25 protein-coding genes are annotated in these 20,757 nt (G+C 64.8%); 20 read left to right on the top strand and 5 right to left on the bottom strand.

The window, feature by feature from the left end; genetic code table 11:
- Positions 1 to 48: 48 nt before the first annotated feature.
- The 8 genes from PD284_RS19530 (at position 49) to PD284_RS19495 (ending at position 6,442) form a co-directional block, all read left to right on the top strand.
- Complete coding sequence (locus PD284_RS19530) at positions 49 to 336, top strand: hypothetical protein (protein ID WP_274629800.1); 288 nt, start codon at positions 49 to 51, stop codon at positions 334 to 336.
- Entirely contained in the window at positions 333 to 539 is a 207-nt protein-coding gene (locus tag PD284_RS19525) for a hypothetical protein (RefSeq protein WP_274629799.1), read from the top strand. Before PD284_RS19530 ends, PD284_RS19525 begins: the two co-directional genes overlap by 4 nt.
- Positions 540 to 559: 20 nt before the next feature.
- Positions 560 to 850, top strand: a complete 291-nt coding sequence (locus tag PD284_RS19520; RefSeq protein WP_274629798.1) for a DUF2277 domain-containing protein — start codon at positions 560 to 562, stop codon at positions 848 to 850.
- Entirely contained in the window at positions 847 to 1,767 is a 921-nt protein-coding gene (locus PD284_RS19515) for a pirin family protein (protein WP_274629797.1), read from the top strand. The genes PD284_RS19520 and PD284_RS19515 overlap by 4 nt, the downstream gene beginning before the upstream one ends.
- Before the next feature lie 103 nt (positions 1,768 to 1,870).
- Complete coding sequence (gene dxs, locus PD284_RS19510; protein ID WP_274629796.1) at positions 1,871 to 3,784, top strand: 1-deoxy-D-xylulose-5-phosphate synthase; 1,914 nt, start codon at positions 1,871 to 1,873, stop codon at positions 3,782 to 3,784.
- A gap of 279 nt (positions 3,785 to 4,063) precedes the next feature.
- Positions 4,064 to 4,354: a hypothetical protein gene (locus tag PD284_RS19505; protein WP_274629795.1), complete on the top strand. Its 291-nt coding sequence runs from the start codon at positions 4,064 to 4,066 to the stop codon at positions 4,352 to 4,354.
- Positions 4,355 to 4,442: 88 nt separating this feature from the next.
- Positions 4,443 to 5,204, top strand: a complete 762-nt coding sequence (locus PD284_RS19500; protein ID WP_274629794.1) for a TlyA family RNA methyltransferase — start codon at positions 4,443 to 4,445, stop codon at positions 5,202 to 5,204.
- Positions 5,201 to 6,442, top strand: a complete 1,242-nt coding sequence (locus tag PD284_RS19495) for a class I SAM-dependent RNA methyltransferase (protein WP_274629793.1) — start codon at positions 5,201 to 5,203, stop codon at positions 6,440 to 6,442. The genes PD284_RS19500 and PD284_RS19495 overlap by 4 nt, the downstream gene beginning before the upstream one ends.
- A 39-nt stretch (positions 6,443 to 6,481) precedes the next feature.
- Here the strand turns inward: PD284_RS19495 and cobB are convergent, their stop codons facing one another.
- Positions 6,482 to 7,186: a Sir2 family NAD+-dependent deacetylase gene (gene cobB / locus PD284_RS19490; protein WP_274629792.1), complete on the bottom strand. Its 705-nt coding sequence runs from the start codon at positions 7,184 to 7,186 to the stop codon at positions 6,482 to 6,484.
- Between the two features lie 13 nt (positions 7,187 to 7,199).
- Positions 7,200 to 8,615: a metalloprotease TldD gene (gene tldD / locus PD284_RS19485; protein WP_274629791.1), complete on the bottom strand. Its 1,416-nt coding sequence runs from the start codon at positions 8,613 to 8,615 to the stop codon at positions 7,200 to 7,202.
- A 105-nt stretch (positions 8,616 to 8,720) separates the two neighbouring features.
- Between tldD and PD284_RS19480 the strand changes: the two genes are divergently transcribed.
- Positions 8,721 to 9,086: a VOC family protein gene (locus tag PD284_RS19480; protein WP_274629790.1), complete on the top strand. Its 366-nt coding sequence runs from the start codon at positions 8,721 to 8,723 to the stop codon at positions 9,084 to 9,086.
- Between the two features lie 177 nt (positions 9,087 to 9,263).
- Here the strand turns inward: PD284_RS19480 and PD284_RS19475 are convergent, their stop codons facing one another.
- Positions 9,264 to 9,779 (bottom strand): invasion associated locus B family protein, encoded by a 516-nt coding sequence (locus PD284_RS19475; protein WP_274629789.1) that lies wholly within the window; start codon positions 9,777 to 9,779, stop codon positions 9,264 to 9,266.
- A gap of 391 nt (positions 9,780 to 10,170) precedes the next feature.
- Here PD284_RS19475 and coxB point away from each other — a divergent pair, with 391 nt between their 5' ends.
- From coxB to rnhA, 11 genes are all read left to right on the top strand, one after another.
- Positions 10,171 to 11,037: a cytochrome c oxidase subunit II gene (gene coxB, locus PD284_RS19470; protein WP_274629788.1), complete on the top strand. Its 867-nt coding sequence runs from the start codon at positions 10,171 to 10,173 to the stop codon at positions 11,035 to 11,037.
- A 38-nt stretch (positions 11,038 to 11,075) separates the two neighbouring features.
- Positions 11,076 to 12,725, top strand: coding sequence for a cytochrome c oxidase subunit I (gene ctaD, locus PD284_RS19465; protein ID WP_274629787.1), 1,650 nt, complete (start codon positions 11,076 to 11,078; stop codon positions 12,723 to 12,725).
- Positions 12,726 to 12,794: 69 nt separating this feature from the next.
- Positions 12,795 to 13,739: a heme o synthase gene (locus tag PD284_RS19460; protein WP_274629786.1), complete on the top strand. Its 945-nt coding sequence runs from the start codon at positions 12,795 to 12,797 to the stop codon at positions 13,737 to 13,739.
- Positions 13,740 to 13,744: 5 nt separating this feature from the next.
- Complete coding sequence (locus PD284_RS19455) at positions 13,745 to 13,900, top strand: hypothetical protein (protein WP_274629785.1); 156 nt, start codon at positions 13,745 to 13,747, stop codon at positions 13,898 to 13,900.
- Positions 13,901 to 13,907: 7 nt separating this feature from the next.
- Entirely contained in the window at positions 13,908 to 14,540 is a 633-nt protein-coding gene (locus tag PD284_RS19450; protein ID WP_274629784.1) for a cytochrome c oxidase assembly protein, read from the top strand.
- A gap of 1 nt (position 14,541) precedes the next feature.
- Complete coding sequence (locus tag PD284_RS19445) at positions 14,542 to 15,423, top strand: cytochrome c oxidase subunit 3 (RefSeq protein WP_274629783.1); 882 nt, start codon at positions 14,542 to 14,544, stop codon at positions 15,421 to 15,423.
- A 65-nt stretch (positions 15,424 to 15,488) separates the two neighbouring features.
- Positions 15,489 to 15,881: a DUF983 domain-containing protein gene (locus PD284_RS19440; RefSeq protein ID WP_274630707.1), complete on the top strand. Its 393-nt coding sequence runs from the start codon at positions 15,489 to 15,491 to the stop codon at positions 15,879 to 15,881.
- Positions 15,871 to 16,632: an SURF1 family protein gene (locus PD284_RS19435; protein WP_274629782.1), complete on the top strand. Its 762-nt coding sequence runs from the start codon at positions 15,871 to 15,873 to the stop codon at positions 16,630 to 16,632. The genes PD284_RS19440 and PD284_RS19435 overlap by 11 nt, the downstream gene beginning before the upstream one ends.
- Before the next feature lie 50 nt (positions 16,633 to 16,682).
- Positions 16,683 to 17,687: a 4-hydroxy-3-methylbut-2-enyl diphosphate reductase gene (gene ispH / locus PD284_RS19430; RefSeq protein WP_274630706.1), complete on the top strand. Its 1,005-nt coding sequence runs from the start codon at positions 16,683 to 16,685 to the stop codon at positions 17,685 to 17,687.
- Positions 17,688 to 17,689: 2 nt separating this feature from the next.
- Positions 17,690 to 18,652, top strand: coding sequence for a homoserine kinase (locus PD284_RS19425; RefSeq protein WP_274629781.1), 963 nt, complete (start codon positions 17,690 to 17,692; stop codon positions 18,650 to 18,652).
- Entirely contained in the window at positions 18,649 to 19,110 is a 462-nt protein-coding gene (gene rnhA, locus PD284_RS19420; RefSeq protein ID WP_274629780.1) for a ribonuclease HI, read from the top strand. Before PD284_RS19425 ends, rnhA begins: the two co-directional genes overlap by 4 nt.
- A gap of 104 nt (positions 19,111 to 19,214) precedes the next feature.
- Here the strand turns inward: rnhA and PD284_RS19415 are convergent, their stop codons facing one another.
- A complete protein-coding gene (locus PD284_RS19415; RefSeq protein WP_274629779.1) occupies positions 19,215 to 19,703 on the bottom strand; it encodes a peroxiredoxin in 489 nt (162 codons plus the stop codon).
- Between the two features lie 118 nt (positions 19,704 to 19,821).
- On the bottom strand, positions 19,822 to 20,619 hold the full coding sequence (locus tag PD284_RS19410; RefSeq protein ID WP_274629778.1) for a protein-disulfide reductase DsbD domain-containing protein: 798 nt from the start codon (positions 20,617 to 20,619) through the stop codon (positions 19,822 to 19,824).
- Positions 20,620 to 20,757: the final 138 nt, after the last annotated feature.

Genomic DNA, 20,757 nt, shown 5'->3' with positions numbered 1-20,757 from the left:
GCCGACCCGCAGATGACTATGATAATGTCATGTGCATAGGAGGCTGGCATGGATGTTGGCCGTGAAGCCGCGACTGCGCGGGTGGTTACGCTGATGACCCCCGGCGAAAAGTCCAATCTCGAGGCAAAGGCCCGCAAGGCCGGGCTCTCGGTCGGTGAAGTCGTTCGCCGATCGGTGGAGGCTTACGATCCGGAAGAGATGCGCCAGCTCGAGGAACTCGCTGTTCTGGCGCGTGAGTTCAGGCTCAGCGCGGAAAGAGCATCACGCGCCGTCGACCGCACCAACGCAAAGATTGAGAAAACGCTGCAGGAGCTTTCCGCGCGGCGGCGCGCATGAGTGCCCTTGGCGACATCATGGCTGGCCTCAAGACAGTCGTGGAACTGACCGGCAAGGTCGAAAGGTTGGAGCGGAATGTCGACAGACTCACGGGGCAAGTCGACGCTCACGACCGCCGGCTGGTCCGCCTTGAAACCATCATCGAAGTCACCCGTTCAGATGGGGCGACGTTGAGGATCGGGCGCGATCCGGAAGCAGGATAGCTGGCAGGGGAGGTCCGCCCATGTGCCGCAACATCAAGCCGTTGTTCAATTTCGAGCCGCCGGCGACGGACGCGGAGATCCGTGACGCCGCCCTGCAGTTCGTGCGCAAGCTTTCGGGCTTCAACGCGCCGTCGCAACGCAACCGGAAGTCGTTCGATCGCGCCGTGGATCAGGTCGCGGCCGCAGCCTCCCTGCTGCTCGGCTCGCTGGAAACCGATCAGCCGCCGAAAGACCGCGACGAAGTCGCGGCAAAAGCCCGCGCACGTTCGGCATTGCGCTTCGCCAGACAACCGGTCATCGTGTTCGAATGAGTTTCTTCCCCGCCCGTGATCCCGAGCCCGGTGACGCATTCTCGTGCGACGCCATCGAACTGATGGTCATTCCAAACGCCAGGGACATTGGCGGCTTTGAGGTCCGGCGCGCGCTGCCGACGGCGCGGCGTCGGCTCGTCGGTCCTTTCATCTTCTTCGACCGCATGGGGCCTGCGATCCTGCGCGCCGACCAGGCGCTCGACGTGCGCCCGCACCCGCACATCGGTCTCGCCACCGTCACCTATCTGTTCGACGGCAAGATAAGGCACCGCGATTCCCTGGGAACGGAGATGGTGATCGAGCCGGGCGACGTGAACCTGATGACGGCCGGCCGCGGGATCGTCCATTCGGAGCGCTCGCCCGAGGAGCTGCGCGGCCATCCTATGTCCATTTCCGGGCTGCAGACCTGGCTTGCCCTGCCGGACAGCAAGGAAGAAATGGCGCCCGTCTTCGAGCATACCGTTCGCGGCGACCTGCCGGTGTTCGACGGCGACGGCGCCTCAGGCCGGCTCGTGATGGGCGCTTTCCAGGGGCTCGCCTCGCCAGTGAAGGGGTACTCCGACACCCTTTATGCAGATGTCCGTCTGGATGCGGGCGGCAGTGTCCAGATTCCTGCGAATGCGGAAGAACGCGCGATCTATGTTCTCTCCGGCCACGTGGTGATCGCCGGCGACCGCTTTCCGTCGGACCGGCTTCTCGTCTTCCGGCCGGGCGACGAGATCGTCGTGTCATCGGAAGAGGGCGCGCATTTCATGCTGTTCGGCGGCGCATCCCTGGGTTCGAAGCGCTATATCTGGTGGAACTTCGTGTCATCCTCCAAGGAGCGCATCGAGCAGGCCAAGGAAGAGTGGCGCACCGGCCGCTTCGACATCGTGCCCGGCGATGAAGAGGAGTTCGTTCCCCTCCCGCAGGCTTGAATTCGCAGCGCCGCACGGCAGCGCGTCACGGCAGCGCATTTACTTTCATGGGCTTGCCCACTATCTCGGAATCAATCTTTCAATTGGATCGTTCGCCAGAACAGTGCCCTCCGCTCCCAAGACCCCCTTGCTCGACCGCGTCCGCATACCTGCGGACCTTCGCGCGCTGAACGAGAGCGAACTGCCGCAACTCGCCGCCGAACTGCGCGCCGAGCTCATCGATGCTGTTTCGCAGACCGGGGGGCACCTCGGCGCAGGGCTCGGCGTGGTCGAGCTGACGGTCGCGTTGCACTATATCTTCGATACGCCGGACGACCGCCTGATCTGGGACGTCGGCCACCAGGCCTATCCGCACAAGATACTCACCGGTCGTCGCGACCGCATCCGCACGCTCAGGCAGGAGGGCGGTCTCTCCGGCTTCACCAGACGGGCCGAGAGCGAGTACGATCCGTTCGGCGCGGCCCATTCGTCGACGTCGATCTCGGCAGGCCTTGGCATGGCGGCTGCGCGCGACCTCGCCGGTGGCAGAAACAATGTGATTGCCGTCATCGGAGATGGCGCCATGTCCGCCGGCATGGCCTATGAGGCGATGAACAACGCCGGTGCGCTGGATGCGCGGCTGATCGTCATCCTCAACGACAACGACATGTCGATTGCGCCGCCGACCGGCGCAATGAGCGCCTATCTGGCGCGCCTGGCCTCGGGCCGCGCTTATCTGGGCCTGCGCGACTTCGGCAAGAAGCTCACCTCCTATCTCGGAACCCGTGTCGACCGCGCCATCACCCGCGCCGTCGAGCATGCGCGCGGCTATGTCACCGGCGGCACCTTGTTCGAGGAACTGGGCTTTTATCACATCGGGCCGATCGACGGGCACAATCTCGAGCATCTGATACCGGTGCTGAAGAACGTCCGCGACAACTACGACGGTCCGGTGCTGATCCATGTCGTCACCAAGAAGGGCAAGGGCTACGGTCCGGCCGAGGAAGCCAGCGACAAGTATCACGGCGTCAACAAGTTCGACGTGATCACCGGTGCGCAGGCCAAGGCGCCTGCGAACGCGCCGGCCTATACGCGCGTCTTTGCCGACAGCCTGATCCAGGAGGCGCGCGCGGACGACAAGATCGTCGCCATCACCGCGGCCATGCCGTCAGGGACCGGCCTCGACCTGTTCGGCGAGGCGTTTCCAAGCCGCATCTTCGACGTGGGCATCGCCGAGCAGCATGCGGTGACTTTCGCCGCCGGCATGGCGACCGAGGGGCTGAAGCCGTTCTGCGCGATCTACTCGACGTTCCTGCAGCGCGCCTACGACCAGGTGGTGCATGACGTCGCCATCCAGAATTTGCCTGTCCGCTTCCCGATCGACCGGGCCGGCTATGTCGGCGCCGATGGCGCGACGCATTGCGGCGCGTTCGACACCACCTACCTGGCCTCGTTGCCCGGCTTCGTGGTGATGGCTGCGGCCGACGAGGCGGAGTTGCGGCACATGGTGCGGACCGCAGCGGCCTACGACGAAGGTCCGATCGCTTTCCGCTATCCGCGCGGCAATGGCGTCGGCGTTGACATGCCAGACCGCGGCTCCGTGCTGGAGATCGGCAAGGCGCGGGTCATGTGCGAAGGCAGCAAGGTCGCCTTGCTCTCGTTCGGGACGCGTCTGCAGGATTGCCTCGCAGCTGCGGAGGAACTGGGCGCCGCAGGGCTCTCTACCACCGTCGTCGATGCGCGCTTCGCAAAGCCGCTCGACGAGGATCTGATCCGCCGCGTCGCGCGCTCGCACGAGGTGCTGGTAACGGTGGAGGAGGGGGCCATCGGAGGCTTCTCCACGCATGTGCTGCATTTCCTGGCGCGCGAAGGGCTGCTCGAAAGTGGCCTCAAGGTCCGTCCGCTGGTGCTGCCTGACGAGTTCACCGATCACGCCAAGCCCGAGAAGATGTATGCCGACGCCGGCCTCGACGCTTCCGGCATCGTGACGACGGTGTTCGCGGCCCTCGGCCAGGAAGTCACGGCCGCGCGCGCCTGACCTTGGCCGCGTTCCCCCGACGGGATCTGGTTGCACTTCGAACCTTTGCTGTCAGCGCTGTGGCGGCTCGCCACGTGCGCCGCTTGCGTCGACTGACGCCACTCGGACTGGCGCATATTGTGTCGGTGAAAGCGAGCCGTCCGGCTTGAATCAAGATTTCGGCCGCGCTCGCTAACTGCCTGTTTACGCTCTCCTTTGGGCGTTTGCTTACCGTCTCCCTTGCGCCTTTTTTAGCCCGCCCCGTCTAGAACCCGCCGTGGGCAGGGAGACTGCGGGAAAATGAAGACCATGTTGGCTTGCGCGGCGCTTTTCGCCGCGTTCGCGACCTCGGCTGTTGCCGAGATGCGCTACGACAGGAAGCTCGAGGCGGCCGTGAAGGCGAAGGTCGCGGCAAGGATCGGCGCGATCCGCGCCGGCTTCGACCACGGTCAGGCAGCCGTGTTCTTGCGGTTGCCCGAGGCGGAGTTCCCCGCGTCGGTAGCGACTGCAGAACCGGAAAGCATCGACAGCGGAGCAGGTGGGACGCTGTCGCTTGCAACCGAGCGCAGGGCGACGCGCCGGATCTTCTGATCGCGGCCGCGCCCGTTCCTGTTCCTTGGCGGGTGGCCTGCCGATGCTGCCGCTTGCGTTCCGCACCGGCTTTCGCCAATGAGGGCCGATGAATCCCGACACGCCCTCGACAGCGCGCCCGCGCCTGGACGAACTGCTCGTCAGCCGCGGCGACTTCGCGACACGCTCGCGGGCCCGTGACGCCATCGAACGCGGCACCGTGACAGTGGATGGACGGCCTGCCGGCAAACCCGGCCTTCGAGTTCCCGAAACAGTCGTGATTGCGATCGACGATCCCGCGCAGCGCTATGTCTCGCGCGCGGCGCTCAAGCTGATCGCCGGTCTGGACCATTTCGGCTTCGACCCTGCCGGCTGCCGGGCGATCGATATCGGGGCTTCCACCGGCGGCTTCACGCAGGTGCTGCTTGAGCGCGGCGCAGCGCAGGTGACGGCGATCGACGTCGGCCACGGCCAACTTGAGAAGGTGCTTGCGGACGATCCGCGCGTGACCCTGCTCGAAGGGCTGAACGCCCGTGACCTTGGCGCCGAGCATGTACCGGAAGCTCCCGATTTCCTCGTCTGCGACGTCAGCTTTATCTCCCTGAAACTCGCGCTGCCAAACGCGCTCGTGCTGGCAGCCTCCGGCGCGCGCGGCCTGTTTCTGGTGAAGCCGCAATTCGAGGCCGGGCGCGAGGCGATCGGGAAGGGTGGCTTGCTGCGCGACCCAGACGACGCGCCGCGCATCGCCGAAGACTTGAGCGCCTGGCTCGATGCCCAGCCAGGCTGGCGCGCCGTCGGGTGGTGCCCGTCGCCGATCGAAGGTGGCGACGGAAATCGCGAATTCCTGCTGGCAGGGGTGAAAGACCAGTGACGACACGCTACCGGATCGACCGCCTCGGCTCCCAGGGCGACGGCATTGCCCATGTCGAGCGCCAGCCCGTCTTCATACCTTTCGTGCTGCCGAACGAGGTGGTGACCGCCGCGCGTATAAAAGACCGGGCAGAACTGATCTCGGTCATCGAGCCTTCGCCCTTGAGGGTTCCGCCGGCATGCCGGCATTTCACCGTCTGTGGCGGCTGCGCCCTGCAGCACATGGACCATTCGGCCTATCTCGCCTGGAAGCGCGCGAAGGTGGTCGAGGCGCTCAAGTCGCGCGGCATCGACGCGCCGGTGGCGGAAACGGTTGCATGCCCGGAACGCTCCCGCCGCCGGGTGGTGCTGTCGGCGCGGCGCACGGAAGCCGGGATGCTCCTTGGATACAACCGCGCGCTCTCGCACGAGATCGTCGACATCGCCGAATGCCCGATCGCCGTGCCAGCCATCGAGGCGGCGCTGCCGATGCTGCGCCAACTTGCCAAGCTGATCGCCGCGACGCCGCAGGCCTTTCACATGACGGTCACGGCCACCGCCTCGGGCCTCGACATCGCAGCCGAAGGCAGCGGGAAGCTCTCCGAGGCGGCGCGGCGCACGGCGGCCGACTTCATCATCCGCGAGGGCGGCGCTCGACTCTCGACCGATGGCGAGATCATCGTGGAGCCGCGGAAGCCCCAGGTGGATTTCGGCGGTGCGGTGGTGACGCCCCCGCCCGGCGGGTTCCTCCAGGCGGTTGCTGCCGCCGAGGACGCCATGGCCGGGCTGGTGCTCGCACATCTTGCGAAGGCCAAGCGTGTGGCGGATCTGTTTGCCGGCAGCGGGGCATTTGCCCTGCGCCTCGCCCGCCAGTCCGAAGTCCACGCCGTGGAGGGCGACGCGCCGGCGCTTGCCGCGCTCGACCGCGGCTTTCGTTCGGCGACCGGCCTGAAACGCGTTACGCCAGAGAAGCGCGATCTGTTTCGGCGCCCGCTGACCTTCAAGGAACTGAACGCCTTCGACGCCGTCGTGTTCGACCCGCCGCGCGCAGGCGCCGAGGATCAGTCGAAGCAGATCGCGAAATCGGAGGTGCCGAAAGTGGCGGCGGTCTCCTGCAACCCGACGACGCTCGCCCGCGACCTGGAGATCCTTCTTTCCGGCGGCTACCAGTTGAAGGCCGTCACGCCGGTCGACCAGTTCTTGTGGTCGCCGCACGTCGAGGCGGTGGCGCTGCTGGAGAAGCCCAAGCGGAGAAGGTGAAGGGTCAAGCGGGCGGCCGGGTCGGATCGGCCGCGCCGCCTATCCGCGCAGCACGCTCTCCACGAAGTCCGGCACGATCTTCGTCGCCGGGCCGTGCACCGCATGGTGGAACAGGTTTGCGCCTTCCGAAGGCTCCAGATTGAGTTCGACGGTGCGCGCACCTGCCGCCCGCGCTTCCGCGACGAAGCCGGCCGCAGGGTAGACGTTGCCGCTGGTGCCGATCGAGACGAACAGGTCGCATTTCGCGAGCGCGTCGTAGATACGGTCCATCTGGTACGGCATTTCCCCGAACCACACGACGTCCGGCCGCAGCCGTCCATGGCCGTGGCAGGCGGGACATGCGTCGCCGGTCGACAAATCGGCGCGCCATTCCAGCTTGTGCCCGCAGCGGTCGCAGAATGCCTTCACAAGCTCGCCATGCATGTGGATGAGCTTGGCCGAACCGGCCCGCTCGTGCAGGTCGTCAATGTTCTGCGTCACCAGCAGGAACTCGCCCTGAAACTCCCGCTCGAGCTTCGCCAGAGCGAAATGGGCCGCGTTCGGCACAACACCCGGCAAGCCGCGCCGGCGGTCGTTGTAGAACGCGTGCACGCGTTCGGGGTCACGGACGTATCCTTCCGGCGTCGCGACATCCTCGATGTTCACCTTCGACCAGATGCCGTCCGTGTCGCGGAACGTGTCGACGCCGGATTCGGCGGAGATGCCGGCGCCGGTGAGCACGACGATGGAGAAAGGACCGATCATGCTGCTGCGCAGGTCAAGCCTGCGTGCCGCCGACAGTCATCTGGTTCATCCTGAGATGCGGCTGGCCGACGCCGACCGGCACGCCCTGGCCGGCCTTGCCGCAGGTGCCGATGCCGGGGTCGAGCTTCATGTCGTTGCCGATCATAGACACGCGATGCATGGCGTCCGGCCCGTTGCCGATCAGCATGGCGCCCTTGATCGGCTGCGTGACCTTGCCGTTTTCGATCATGTAGGCCTCGGTGCAGCCGAACACGAACTTGCCGCTGGTGATGTCCACCTGGCCGCCGCCGAAGGAGACGGCGTAGATGCCCTTGTCGACCGAGGCGATGATCTCTTCGGGCGTTATGTCGCCGCCGGTCATATAGGTGTTGGTCATGCGGGGCATCGGCTGGTGCGCGTAGCCTTCGCGGCGGCCGTTGCCGGTCGCCTTCATGCCCATCAGGCGTGCGTTCTGCCGGTCCTGCATATAGCCGACGAGCTTGCCGTCCTCGATCAGCACGTTGCGCGCAGACGGCGTGCCCTCGTCGTCGACCGTGATAGACCCGCGGCGCTCGGGAATGGTGCCGTCGTCGACGACGGTGACGCCCTTGGCGGCCACCTGCTGGCCGAGCAGGCCCGCGAAGGCAGAAGTCTTCTTGCGATTGATGTCACCCTCCAGCCCGTGGCCGACGGCCTCGTGCAGCATGATTCCCGGCCATCCGGCCGACAAAACGATGTCGAACGTCCCGGCAGGGGCGGGCACCGCCTGCAGGTTGACCAGCGCCTGTCGCAGCGCCTCGTCGGCGACGAACTGCCAGCTGCTCTCGGCGAGGAATTCGCCAAAGCTCTTGCGTCCGCCGGTGCCGTAGGAGCCGGTTTCCTGGCGGTCTCCATCGCCGACGACCACCGATACGTTCATGCGCACAAGCGGACGGATGTCGCGCACCATCTGGCCGTCGCCGCGCACGATCTCGACATGCTGCCACGAGGCGGCGAGCGAGGCGGTGACCTGTCGCACGCGCGGATCCTTGTTGCGCACGAAAGCGTCGATCTCCTGCAGCAGCTTGGCCTTGGCCTCGAAGCCCGGCGCCGCAATCGGATTGTCCTCGCCGTAGAGATGCGTGTTGGTGCGAGCCGGAGCGTGAGCGAGCGTGCCGGAATAGCCGTCCTTGACGGCCGAGACCGCATCCGCCGCCCTCAGCAGGGCGGCCTCCGACAGTTCGCTCGAATGCGCATAGCCGGTCGCCTCGCCGGCGACGGTGCGCAGTCCAAAACCCTGGTCGGTGTTGAAGTTGGCCGTCTTCAGCCGTCCGTTGTCGAAGACCAGCGATTCCGCCTCGCTGTATTCAAGGAACAACTCACCGTCATCGGCGCCGCGCAGCGTGTCGGCAACGAGGTCCTTCAGCCGGTTTTCGGAAATGTCGAACTGCTGGATGAGGGAAGAGGGCATGGCGCGTCTCGTGTTGATCGCTGCTGATCTAGGCGCTTTGCCTCGCGGTTTCCACTTGGAAACGTTCCGCCGTGGACTAGATCGGCAAGGAGAGGAGGCCGAACCATGACGACAGTCCGCTACTTCGCTCATGATGTCGCGACAGCGATCGAATTCTACACGCGCCACCTGGACTTCAAGGTGAAACAGCAGTTCGGAGCTGTCATCGCCATCCTGGAGAGAGAGGGCATGACGCTGTGGCTTGCAGGGCCGCAGGCATCGGCCTCGCGCCCCATGCCAAACGGACGCCGTCCCGAGCCCGGCGGGTGGAACCGATTCGTCATCGAGGTCGACGATCTGCCCTCTGTGGTCGAGGCGCTACGCGCCAATGGCGTGCCCTTCAGGAATGACATTGTCGAGGGACCCGGTGGCCGCCAGATTCTCTGCGAGGATCCGTCCGGCAACGTCGTGGAGCTGTTCGAGGCAGCGTAGGTCATGGTCGAGCTGAAAAATCGCGCCGCCGTCCTCGGCTGATCGTCAGTGCAGGCGCAGTTGCGGAAAATGCGACCCCGGCCATCACCATTGGCAGCCGCCATCGGGAGAGATCGGGGGCAGGGCCTGTCCTCGAAAGGCGCTCGCGAAAGCGCTGCCTCGGTGCGGGTCGGTCGCTTACTTCGGCAGGGCCGCAAAACCCTCGCCAAAGCCCTTCAGGTCGACGGGTATGCCGATGCCTTCTTCCGGCGTCTGGAAGACGATGAAGGTAGCCGCCTTGCCGGTGGAGAGAGTGTCGAGCAGGGTCTTTTCGAGAATCACCTCGGCATAGCAGCCGTCCTGGAAGCAGCGCACGAAATAGGCGCGGCCGATGTCCTTGCCGTCCACATTGAGGCCGAGACCGTTGGGCAGGAGCACGCCGAGCGGGGCCAGCACGCGCAGGATCTCCGCCTTGTTGTCGGCAGTGCGCAGCACCACCACCGAAAGGCCGATTTCGGGCCGGTCGTCGGCGACGACATTCTGCATCATCGCGCATTGTTCGGCAGTGGCGCCGGCCGGCGTGTCACAGATGATCGACCATGCGCCATGGGTCGAACGCACCTTGCCGGTCTGTTGGGCGCCTGCCTGCGGCGAAGCGAGAACCGCGGCCGCCAGCGCCGTTGCAAACAAGGATTTCGAAAGTCCCAAGCCCATTACCATTCCTTAGCGAATCACGGCGCGCGAAGCCGTCAGGCTGTTAGTAGATGTCATGAACGCCTGCCGGACCAGTCGAATTCGTCAATTTCAAGGACAATTGCCCCGAATTTGGCCCGAATTGCGACTGCGCCTTGCATGGGCGAGCCGCCGGGCGGCGATTGGGTTGCAGGCCACCGTCGGTGAAAGCTCTCGGGGAAGCCGACGTGCGTACGTTGTGCAAGATGCCGTGCGCGCGCAAAAATGCCGCATGAGGGCCGGGCGTCCTTTCTTGCGGTCGGTAAAAGAGTATGGTTTGAACGCGCTGCAAGGCTTGGGGATTCTGTTCTTTGGCCTGCAAGCGGCTGCTGATTTCGCGGCGCGCCGGAGAATTCGGGAGATCACGAGGGCGATGAGAAAATTAGTTGCGGGCGGCGCGGCCGTTGCCACCTTCCTCTCCACTGCCGCCGCCTTTGGCGCGCAGCCGGAACCCTGGCAGTGGCGCTTTCAGCCTGCTGCGACCAAGATCATGGAAGGGATCGAATGGTTCGAGGTTTACACCCTCTGGTTCGTCATCCCGATCACGCTTCTCGTGCTGGTGCTGCTCGCCTATTGCATCATCAGGTTTCGCGCGAGCGCTAACCCCGTTCCGTCGCGAACCAGCCACAACACCATGATCGAGGTGATCTGGACGGTTGCGCCCGTCGTGGCGCTGCTGGCGATCGCCATTCCCTCGTTCCAGCTGCTGACGGCTCAGTATAGCCCGCCGGAGGACGCCAAGCTGACGCTGAAGGCGACCGGCAACCAGTGGAACTGGGACTACGAATACCAGGTCGAGGACCCGCTCTCCTTCAACTCCGCCATGCTGGCCGACGCCGATCGCGCCGCGGCGGGCAAGGAAGATCGCGCCGCCTATCCGCGTCTGCTCGCCGTCGACAACGAGATGGTCGTTCCGGTGAATACGCAGGTGCGCGTGCTGGTCACGGCGTCCGATGTCATCCACGCCTTCGCCATGCCGGCGTTTGGCGTCAAGACCGACGCGGTGCCCGGGCGCATCAACGAGATCTGGTTCAATGCCGAGAAGGAGGGCCTCTACTACGGCCAGTGCTCCGAGCTCTGCGGCAAGGACCATGCCTTCATGCCCATCGCCATACGGGTCGTGTCTCAGCCCCAGTACGACACCTGGTTCGCTGCCGCGAAGGCGGACCTGCCTGGCGCCAACAAGGCGTTGATGGCTGAAATCGAAGCTACGAGCAAAGTTGCGGCCGCCGGCAATTGATGCCGACGAGAGTAGAATAAGGATTACGGAGCGGGAACATGGCAGGCGCTGCAGCTCATGACCATCACGACCACAAGCCGCGGGGCTGGGTTCGTTGGGTGTATTCGACCAACCACAAGGACATCGGCACGCTCTATCTGATCTTCGCGATCATGGCGGGCATCATCGGCGGACTCATGTCCGTCATGATGCGCTGGGAGCTGGCTGAGCCGGGCATTCAGATTTTCCATGGTCTCGCCGCCATGACCTACGGCGTGGAGGGCGATGCCGCTCTCGACGCCGGCAAGCACATGTTCAACGTGTTCACCACGATGCATGCCCTCATCATGATCTTCTTCATGGTGATGCCGGCGCTGATCGGCGGCTTCGCCAACTGGATGGTGCCGCTGATGATCGGCGCGCCCGACATGGCGTTCCCGCGCATGAACAACATTTCTTTCTGGCTGCTGGTGCCGGCGTTCCTGCTTCTGCTGATGTCGCTGTTTGTGCCGGGTCCCGCCGGCGGCTGGGGCACCGGTGGCGGCTGGACCATGTACCCGCCGTTCGCGACCTCGGGTCAGCCTGGTCCCGCCATGGATCTCGCGATTCTCTCGGTGCACATCGCCGGCGCGTCGTCCATCCTCGGCGCCATCAACTTCATCACCACCATCTTCAACATGCGCGCGCCGGGCATGACCCTGCACAAGATGCCGCTGTTCGCATGGTCGGTGCTGATCACCGCCTTCCTGCTCCTGCTGTCTCTGCCGGTCCTCGCTGGCGGCATCACCATGCTGCTCACCGATCGCAACTTCAGCACCGCATTCTTTGCGCCGGAAGGCGGCGGCGATCCGATCCTCTACCAGCACCTGTTCTGGTTCTTCGGTCACCCCGAGGTGTACATCCTGATCCTGCCGGGCTTCGGCATTGTCAGCCACATCGTCTCGACCTTCTCGCGCAAGCCGATCTTCGGTTATCTGGGCATGGCCTATGCGATGGTCGCGATCGGCGTCGTGGGCTTCATCGTGTGGGCGCACCACATGTATACCAGCGGCATCTCGGTCGACACGCAGCGCTACTTCGTCTTCGCGACGATGGTCATCGCGGTGCCGACGGGCGTGAAGATCTTCTCGTGGATCGCCACCATGTGGGGCGGCTCGATCTCCATGCGCACACCGATGCTGTGGTCGATCGGCTTCATCTTCCTGTTCACCGTGGGCGGCGTGACGGGCGTTCAGCTCGCCAATGCGGGCCTCGACCGCTCGCTGCACGACACCTATTACGTTGTGGCGCACTTCCACTACGTGCTGTCGCTGGGCGCCGTGTTCGCCATCTTCGCGGCCTGGTACTATTGGTTCCCGAAGATGACCGGCTACATGTACTCGCCGCTCATCGCCCGTACGCACTTCTGGATCACCTTCATCGGCGTGAACATCATCTTCTTCCCGCAGCACTTCCTCGGCCTCGCCGGAATGCCGCGCCGCTACATTGACTATCCGGATGCGTTCGCCGGCTGGAACCTGGTGTCCTCCTACGGCTCGTACCTATCCTTCTTCGGCGTGTTCGTGTTCCTCTATGGTGTCTTCGAGGCCTTCTCGAAGAAGCGCTTGGCGGGTGCGAATCCGTGGGGCGAGGGCGCAACGACGCTGGAGTGGCAGCTGCCTTCGCCGCCGCCGTTCCACCAGTGGGAACAGCTGCCGAAGATCAAGTAGGCAGTGGATTGAAACAGAGGTCGCCGCCCAAGCGGCGGCCTCGGCGAAATGGACTGGATTACTGACGCAATGGCTATGGCCGACAACAAGCAATTTGAAAGCGCAGGCTATCGCCTCTCCGAGGCGACCGCTGGCGATTTCATCCAGCTTCTGAAGCCGCGGGTCATGTCGCTGGTCGTCTTCACGGCGTTCGTGGGGCTGGTCGCAGCCCCGGGAACGGTGAACCCCTTCATCGCCATCGTAGCCATCGCGTGCATCGCGGTCGGAGCTGGCGCGTCCGGCGCGCTCAACATGTGGTATGACGCGGAGATCGACGCGGTCATGACGCGAACCCGGAGCCGTCCGATCCCGGCGGGCCGTGTCCAACCCGGCGAGGCGCTCGGCTTCGGTCTTGTGCTTTCTGCACTTTCGACGATGACGCTCGGCGTCTTCGTCAACTGGCTGTCGGCGGCGCTGCTCGCCTTCACCATCTTTTTCTACGCCGTCGTCTACACGATGTGGCTGAAGCGCCTGACGCCGCAGAACATCGTCATCGGCGGCGCGGCAGGGGCATTCCCACCGGTTATCGGCTGGGCGGCCGTGACGGGCGCTGTCAGCCTCGAGAGCGTCATCCTGTTCCTGATCATCTTCCTCTGGACGCCGCCCCATTTCTGGGCGCTGGCGCTGTTCAAGTCGGACGACTATGCCCGCGTCGGCATCCCGATGATGCCGAATGTGGCCGGCGAGGCATCGACGCGTCGGCAGATATTCGCCTATGCCGTCGTGGTGGCTGTGGTCGGCGTGCTCCCCTGGACACTCGGCTACACGAGCGCCGGCTATGGCGTGGTGGCCGTGGGTCTGGGCGCCGGCTTCGTCTGGTATTCGTGGAAGGTTCTGCGCATGCAGGACGGTGACCGTGAGATGAAGCCTGCCAAGGCGCTGTTCGCCTATTCGCTGCTCTACCTGTTTGCGATCTTCGCTGCCTACATGGCTGACGCAGTGTTCGAACGGGCCTTTGCCATGGGTGGAGCGTGAGCACGGTGGATATCGAGACAGTCAAGCCGACCGACGCGCAGAAGAAGGCGCAGCGCAGCCGCTCCGTGGCGATCGCTGTCGCGCTGATCATCTTCGTGGTCATGGTCTACATCGTCAGCATCGTGAAGCTCGGCCCGTCCATTCTCGACCGGGCGATGTGAGGGGGCGATGAACAATCCGACCCCCGTTACCGATCCAAAGACGCGCCAGTCGAACCGCGTCATGGCGGGCGCATGCGTCGCGTTCTTCGCCGGCATGGTCGGCATGGCCTACGCGGCGGTGCCGCTCTACGACCTGTTCTGCCGGGTTACCGGCTATGGCGGCACAACGCAGCGCGTCGACCAGTATTCCGACCGCATCCTGGATCGGGACATCACGATCCGCTTCGACGCCAACGTTTCGGGTGGCCTGCCTTGGGAGTTCAAGCCGGTTCAGCGCGACGTGACGGTCAAGATCGGCGAGACGGCGCAGATCGCCTACGAGGCCAAGAACGTCTTCAGCACGCCGTCAGCCGGCCGCGCGACATTCAATGTGACCCCGCAGCTGGCGGGCGCATACTTCAACAAGGTCGAGTGCTTCTGTTTCACGGACACGACGCTGAAGCCCGGCGAGACGATGGACATGCCGGTCGTGTTCTACGTCGATCCGGACATCGTCGATTTGCCGGACCTGAAGAACATCAAGACAATCACACTGTCCTACACATTCTTCCCGATCGACGGCGCCAAGCCCGTCGCCGACGCGCCTGCGGCGGTGGAAGGGGGGGACGCAATCAAGGCCGGTAAGAGCATCGGGGGCTAAAATGGCAGACACACACGCCAAGAATCACGACTACCACATCATCGATCCGAGCCCTTGGCCCTTCCTTGGCTCCCTGGGCGCGTTCGTCATGGCGCTCGGCGGCGTCGCCTACATGCAGTATCTGAAGGGGAACGAGTTCAACCTCTTCGGGGTCAACATCGCCAGCCCCTGGATCTTCGTCATCGGCATCCTGCTCGTGCTCTACACGATGTTCGGCTGGTGGTCGGATACGATCAAGGAAGCTCATCAGGGACACCATACCCGCGTCGTGTCGCTGCACCTGCGCTACGGCATGATCATGTTCATCGCCTCCGAGGTGATGTTCTTCGTGGCCTGGTTCTGGGCTTTCTTCGACGCCAGCCTGTTCCCCGGCGATGCCGAGCAGGTTGCTCGTACTGCCTACACCGGCGGCGTCTGGCCTCCGAAGGGCATCGAGGTTCTCGATCCCTTCCATCTGCCGCTCTACAACACGATCATCCTGCTGCTGTCGGGCACCACCGTGACCTGGGCGCACCATGCGCTGCTGCACAACGACCGTAAGGGGCTGGTCTGGGGCCTCGCGATCACCGTGGCGCTCGGCGTGCTCTTCTCGTTCGTGCAGGCCTACGAGTACGTATACGCTCCGTTCGCCTTCAAGGACTCCATCTACGGCGCCACCTTCTTCATGGCGACCGGCTTCCACGGCTTCCACGTCTTCGTCGGCACCATCTTCCTGCTGGTCTGCCTGCTGCGGGCGATGGCTGGCGATTTCACGCCGAAGCAGCACTTCGGCTTCGAGGCCGCCGCCTGGTACTGGCACTTCGTCGACGTGGTGTGGCTGTTCCTGTTCGCCGCTATCTACGTCTGGGCTTCCTCTGGCGCGACGATTGCGGCCGGTCACTGACCGTTTCGAGTGGTAGTATTGCGGGCGGCCGTGGTGACGCGGCCGCCCGTTGCGTTTGGAGCAGACTGATGGACGACAAAGCGACCTGGCCACCCGTGGAGCCGATCGCGGCTGGCCTGAAGGGCCGTTGTCCGCGCTGCGGGGAGGGCCGTCTGTTCTCGGGCTTCCTGACGGTTGCCAAGCGTTGCGGGGTCTGCGGCCTGGAGAACGATTTTGCGGACGCCGGCGACGGGCCGGCGGTCTTCGTCATGCTGATCATGGGCTTCGTCGTGGTCGGACTCGCCTTGTGGCTGGAACTCAGCTACGCGCCGCCCCTCTGGCTGCATTTCCTGCTCTGGATACCTCTGGCGATTGTCCTTTGCCTGGTGCCGCTGCGCCTCATGAAAGGCGTCCTCATCACGCTGCAATATGCCAACAAGGCCGCCGAGGGGCGGCTGGATCGCGGCCATGACAGGTAGGGGCGGCTCGGAAGCCGAGAAGGCCAGTCAGCCGCTTGGCTGGCGCAGCTATGCAGTCGCCGCGGTTTGCCTGGCCATCCTCCTTGCACTCGGCACCTGGCAGGTCGAGCGCCTGCAATGGAAGGAAGGTCTGCTGGCGACGATAGAGACGCGTCGCACCTCCGAACCTTTGTCGCTGCCCGAGGTCGAGGCGCGGTTCGCCGAAACGGCGGACGTCGACTACCAGCCGGTTCGCGTCGCCGGGGCGTTCCTCCATGATCGGGAACAGCATTTTCTTGCCACCTGGAAGGGAGGTGCGGGCTTCTACGTCTACACGCCGCTCGAGTTGGCGGACGGCCACGTCGCGCTGGTCAATCGCGGGTTCGTGCCCTACGACCGGAAGGAAGCGGCGACACGCACCGAGGGGCAGGTTGCGGGAGAGGTGACGGTCACGGGATTGGCCCGCAATCCTCTCTCCGGCAAGCCGTCGTCGCTGGTGCCCGACAACGAGCCTGCAAAGAACGTGTTTTACTGGAAGGATCTGACCGCCATGGCTGCGAATGCCGGGCTCGATCCGACCAAGGTTGTTCCATTCTTCATCGATGCTGACGCCACGCCCAATCCCGGTGGGCTGCCCGAAGGCGGTGTCACCATGTTCGATCTTCCGAACAATCACCTGCAGTACGCGGTGACCTGGTACGGGCTGGCCGGCGCGCTGGTCGCGGTGTTCGGTGTGCTGGCGTGGCGGCGTCGCGCGGCGGCGCGCCCTTGACACCGCCCGCGGCGATGCGCATGTCGGCTGCGTCGAAGGCTCAGGATTCCATGCTCGCTCCCAAACCTCCCCTGACGATCAGGCTCTGCCAGCCGCGCGGCTTCTGCGCCGGCGTCGACCGCGCGATCCAGATTGTCGTGCTTGCGCTAAAGAAGTACGGCGCGCCCGTCTATGTGCGCCACGAGATCGTGCACAACCGCTATGTGGTCGAAGGGCTGCAGAATCTCGGGGCGGTGTTCATCGAGGAACTGCACGAGATCCCGGCCGACCACCGCGAGTGCCCGGTCGTGTTCTCCGCCCATGGCGTTCCGAAATCCGTGCCGGCTGACGCGCAGGCACGCCAGCTCTTCTACCTCGACGCGACCTGCCCGCTAGTCTCGAAGGTCCACAAGCAGGCGATGCGTCATCAGCGGCTAGGCCGTCACGTCCTGCTGGTCGGCCACGCCGGTCATCCCGAGGTGATAGGCACCATGGGACAGTTGCCGGAGGGCGCGGTCACGCTGATCGAGACGGAAGCCGACGCCCGCAGCTTCGCGCCCGCCGATGCCACGGCGCTCGGTTTCGTCACCCAGACCACGCTTTCGGTCGAGGATACGGCAGGCATCATACGCGTCCTGCAGGAACGGTTCCCTGAGATGCAGGCGGCCGCGGCGGAATCGATCTGCTACGCGACGACCAACCGCCAGGAGGCGGTGAAGGAGACGGCCTGCGGGGCCGACCTGTTCCTGGTCGTGGGCGCGCCCAACTCCTCCAACTCGCGCCGCCTGGTCGAGGTTGCCGAGCGGGCAGGGGCCAAGATGTCCCTGCTGGTTCAGCGCGCATCAGAGATCCCGTGGGACGACATCGGCGACATCCGCGTCCTCGGCCTCTCCGCCGGGGCATCCGCGCCGGAGATCATCGTCGACGAGATCATCGACGCGTTCCGCAGCCGCTTCGACGTTTCCGTCGATCTCGCCGTCACGGCCACCGAGACGGAGGAGTTTCCGGTCATGCGCGTCCTGCGCGACGTGGAACTGACCTCCGCCGATATGGCGTTCGTGAACGGGACGAGGTGAGCGTGGCCGTCTACACCGACATCACCGAGGTCGAACTCGGCGAGTTCCTCCGGCAGTACGAGGTCGGCGACCTGCTCTCCTACAAGGGCATCGCCGAGGGTTCGGAAAATTCCAACTTCCTCCTTCACACGTCGAAAGCCTCTTTCATCCTGACGCTCTACGAGAAGCGGGTCGAGAAGAACGACCTTCCCTTCTTCCTCGGACTGATGGAGCATCTGGCGAAGAAGGGCATCTCCTGCCCGCTTCCCGTGCATCGCCGTGACGGACAGGTTATCGGCACGCTGGCCGGCCGTCCGGCCGCGCTGATCACGTTCCTGGAAGGCATGTGGCTTCGTCGGCCGACGGCCAGGCATTGCGGCGAGGTCGGCAGCGCGCTCGCCGGACTGCACATTGCCGGCCGCGATTTCCCTCTCTCCCGGCCCAATGCGCTTGCCTTCGAGGGCTGGCGCGCGCTGTGGGATGGGGCGCGCGAACGTGCGCATGAAGTGGAGCCCAGCCTTCAGGGCGAGATGGACGAGGACTTTCGCGTGCTGGCGCAGAGCTGGCCGGCGGACCTGCCGTCGGGCGTCATCCATGCCGATCTCTTCCCGGACAATGTATTCTTCCTCGGCGACCGGCTTTCGGGTCTGATCGATTTCTACTTCGCCTGCAACGATCTCTACGCCTATGACCTGGCGACTTGTCTCAACGCGTGGTGCTTCGAGAAGGACGGATCCTTCAACCTGACCAAGGGGCAGGCACTGCTCGCGGGCTATCAATCCGTGCGTCCGCTGACGGCTGAGGAGGCGGCGGCGCTGCCGGTTCTGGCGCGCGGCTCGGCGCTGCGCTTCACGCTGACCCGCCTCTACGACTGGCTGACGATTCCCGACGGCGCCCTGGTCCAGAAGCGCGATCCGATGGAGTTCGTGCGCAAGCTTCGTTTCCATCGCAGCATCCGCTCGGCGGCAGAGTACGGACTGGCATGAAGAAAGTTGAAATCTTTACCGACGGAGCGTGCTCGGGCAATCCGGGGCCGGGCGGCTGGGGCGCCATCCTGCGCTTCAACGGCACGACCAAGGAGCTTTCCGGCGGCGAGGCCGTGACGACCAATAACCGCATGGAGCTGATGGCCGCCATCCAGGCGCTGTCAGCGCTGAAGGAGCCGGTGACGGTCGACCTTCACACCGACAGCAAATACGTCATGGACGGTATCTCGAAGTGGATCCATGGCTGGAAGAAGAACGGCTGGAAAACCGCCGACAGGAAGCCGGTGAAGAACGGCGAGCTCTGGCAGGCGCTGGACGAGGCCAACCGGCGTCACAAGGTCACCTGGAACTGGGTCAAGGGCCACGCCGGCCATATCGAGAACGAGCGCGCCGACGAGCTTGCGCGCCTGGGCATGGCGCCGTTCAAGAAGGGGCGGAATGGCGCGCCGGGCAACTGATCCGCGCGCCGCGAGGTGACGACTTCAGTTGTGAACTGCCGTCCGGCCTCCGATAGAGGGCGCAGCCGATGTCGAGCATCGCTGCGCCGTCTTCGCGCCGGGAGCTAGGCTCCCAGCTGCTCCAGCATGTGCGCCGCGCCGGATTCGTTGACGCCGGGCTTGGTCTCGACATTGACGGCAACGACCTTTCCGTCGTCGACGATCATCGAGAAGCGCTTGGAGCGAAGGCCCATGCCATGGGCGGTGAAATCAGCGTCCAGCCCGACCTTCGTGATGAAGTCGCCATTGCCGTCGGCGAGGTAGAGGATCTTGCCTTCGCCGCCGGTGAAGCGTGCCCAGGCGCCCATCACGTGATGGTCGTTCGTCGCCACCACGGCGATGGTGTCGACGCCGCGTGCGAGGAGCGCCTCGTGGTTCTCAAGATAGCCGGGCAGGTGGTTGTTGTTGCAGGTCGGCGTAAATGCGCCCGGTACGCCGAACAGCACCACTTTCTTGCCGGCGAAGATGTCGGCCGTCGTCAGGTCCTTGGCGCCATCAGGCGTGATGGTCTTGAAGGTGGCGTCCGGCAGTTTCTCGCCTACGGAAATCGTCATGCTTGCCTCTCGGATGTTGGCTACGTCAGTCCCTGCCGAGTTAGAGTGCCCGTCCCCCGGCGGCAAGGGGCGGCATCGACTGGCATCAGCGAATTCGGCCTAGGCGCGCGCCCGCCGTTCATGGAAAGGGAATGGAGCCGGCGACCGCGCCCGCCTGCGTGACGAGCGTGTACGGAAGCCCCGCGCCAACCGGTTTCTCGGCCGGGCGATCTATGATCGGCACCGCAAAGGTGACCTTGCCGTCCCTGATCTCCTTGTGGGGTCGGCCGAGGGAGTAGCCCTCGGTTCCGGCGAGGAAGAGATCCACGGCCGCGGCGTCGCCGGGGAATGCCGCTTCCACCACGAGTTGGTCCTCGCCGGCCGACAACAGCTCCACGCCGAAATCTTCCTGCGGGGCGCTCGGCAGCGCGGCTCCCGCCCGTTCGACCAGGGCTGCGTCCTCAGGGTTGCCGGGGTCGCTCGCCGGGTCGACCTCGAAGCGAGCCTGCACCGGGATACAGATGGTTTCACAGACGCCAATGAAGACCTCGGCGACGATCCTGGCGGGCTCAGTGGGCGCTGCGAGACGGAACGTCACCGGCAATGCAAGGGAGTGCTTGTAGCCCACCCACGGGCCGGATTCGTCGTTGAAGCGCGTCGGCGCAGGATATCCGATGTCCAGCGACGCGATGTTCGCGCTACCGGAGATGTCGATGCTGGGTGGAACGCCGGATCCGCCTGGATCCCGCCAATAGGTCTTCCACTCCCGGTGGAGGTCGATCTGCAGCGCGCCCTTGAGCGTTCCGCTCGCATCCGCCTGCCCGCTGGTGACAAGGCGAAGGCGCACACCCTCGGCTTCGTGCCACGCGCTTGAAGACGCCAGCACCGGCGAGCCGGCCAGCAGGGTCAGCGAAATGGAGAGGAGCGGCAGGCGCATGCGAGCCTCTTTGTGTGGAAAGGAGCGCTTTTGCAACGCACGAAGCGACTCCTGCCATCATAACTGCGTGAGTCGTCACCAAAGTGCATGCACAAATCACGCCTCAGGCAGGAAGTTTCGTCGCTCGCGGCCTTCAAA

Origin of the sequence: Mesorhizobium shangrilense (genome assembly GCF_028826155.1) — a bacterium.
In the GTDB taxonomy this organism is placed as follows: domain Bacteria; phylum Pseudomonadota; class Alphaproteobacteria; order Rhizobiales; family Rhizobiaceae; genus Arvimicrobium; species Arvimicrobium flavum.
The sequence above is the reverse complement of the archived record's forward strand: the minus strand, read 5'-3'. Positions and strand labels throughout refer to the sequence as shown.

Bases quoted from the DNA above. Each gene is read 5' to 3' on its own strand.
- PD284_RS19415 (WP_274629779.1), bottom strand. From the start codon at position 19,703: ATGACGATTTCCGTAGGCGAGAAACTGCCGGACGCCACCTTCAAGACC.
- PD284_RS19500 (WP_274629794.1), top strand. From the start codon at position 4,443: ATGAATCCCGACACGCCCTCGACAGCGCGCCCGCGCCTGGACGAACTG.
- PD284_RS19445 (WP_274629783.1), top strand. From the start codon at position 14,542: ATGGCAGACACACACGCCAAGAATCACGACTACCACATCATCGATCCG.
- PD284_RS19410 (WP_274629778.1), bottom strand. From the start codon at position 20,619: ATGCGCCTGCCGCTCCTCTCCATTTCGCTGACCCTGCTGGCCGGCTCG.
- PD284_RS19450 (WP_274629784.1), top strand. From the start codon at position 13,908: ATGAACAATCCGACCCCCGTTACCGATCCAAAGACGCGCCAGTCGAAC.
- PD284_RS19475 (WP_274629789.1), bottom strand. From the start codon at position 9,779: ATGGGCTTGGGACTTTCGAAATCCTTGTTTGCAACGGCGCTGGCGGCC.
- PD284_RS19525 (WP_274629799.1), top strand. From the start codon at position 333: ATGAGTGCCCTTGGCGACATCATGGCTGGCCTCAAGACAGTCGTGGAA.
- cobB (WP_274629792.1), bottom strand. From the start codon at position 7,186: ATGATCGGTCCTTTCTCCATCGTCGTGCTCACCGGCGCCGGCATCTCC.
- tldD (WP_274629791.1), bottom strand. From the start codon at position 8,615: ATGCCCTCTTCCCTCATCCAGCAGTTCGACATTTCCGAAAACCGGCTG.
- PD284_RS19435 (WP_274629782.1), top strand. From the start codon at position 15,871: ATGACAGGTAGGGGCGGCTCGGAAGCCGAGAAGGCCAGTCAGCCGCTT.
- coxB (WP_274629788.1), top strand. From the start codon at position 10,171: ATGAGAAAATTAGTTGCGGGCGGCGCGGCCGTTGCCACCTTCCTCTCC.
- ctaD (WP_274629787.1), top strand. From the start codon at position 11,076: ATGGCAGGCGCTGCAGCTCATGACCATCACGACCACAAGCCGCGGGGC.
- ispH (WP_274630706.1), top strand. From the start codon at position 16,683: ATGCTCGCTCCCAAACCTCCCCTGACGATCAGGCTCTGCCAGCCGCGC.
- PD284_RS19530 (WP_274629800.1), top strand. From the start codon at position 49: ATGGATGTTGGCCGTGAAGCCGCGACTGCGCGGGTGGTTACGCTGATG.
- PD284_RS19515 (WP_274629797.1), top strand. From the start codon at position 847: ATGAGTTTCTTCCCCGCCCGTGATCCCGAGCCCGGTGACGCATTCTCG.
- PD284_RS19520 (WP_274629798.1), top strand. From the start codon at position 560: ATGTGCCGCAACATCAAGCCGTTGTTCAATTTCGAGCCGCCGGCGACG.
- PD284_RS19505 (WP_274629795.1), top strand. From the start codon at position 4,064: ATGAAGACCATGTTGGCTTGCGCGGCGCTTTTCGCCGCGTTCGCGACC.
- PD284_RS19480 (WP_274629790.1), top strand. From the start codon at position 8,721: ATGACGACAGTCCGCTACTTCGCTCATGATGTCGCGACAGCGATCGAA.
- PD284_RS19460 (WP_274629786.1), top strand. From the start codon at position 12,795: ATGGCTATGGCCGACAACAAGCAATTTGAAAGCGCAGGCTATCGCCTC.
- rnhA (WP_274629780.1), top strand. From the start codon at position 18,649: ATGAAGAAAGTTGAAATCTTTACCGACGGAGCGTGCTCGGGCAATCCG.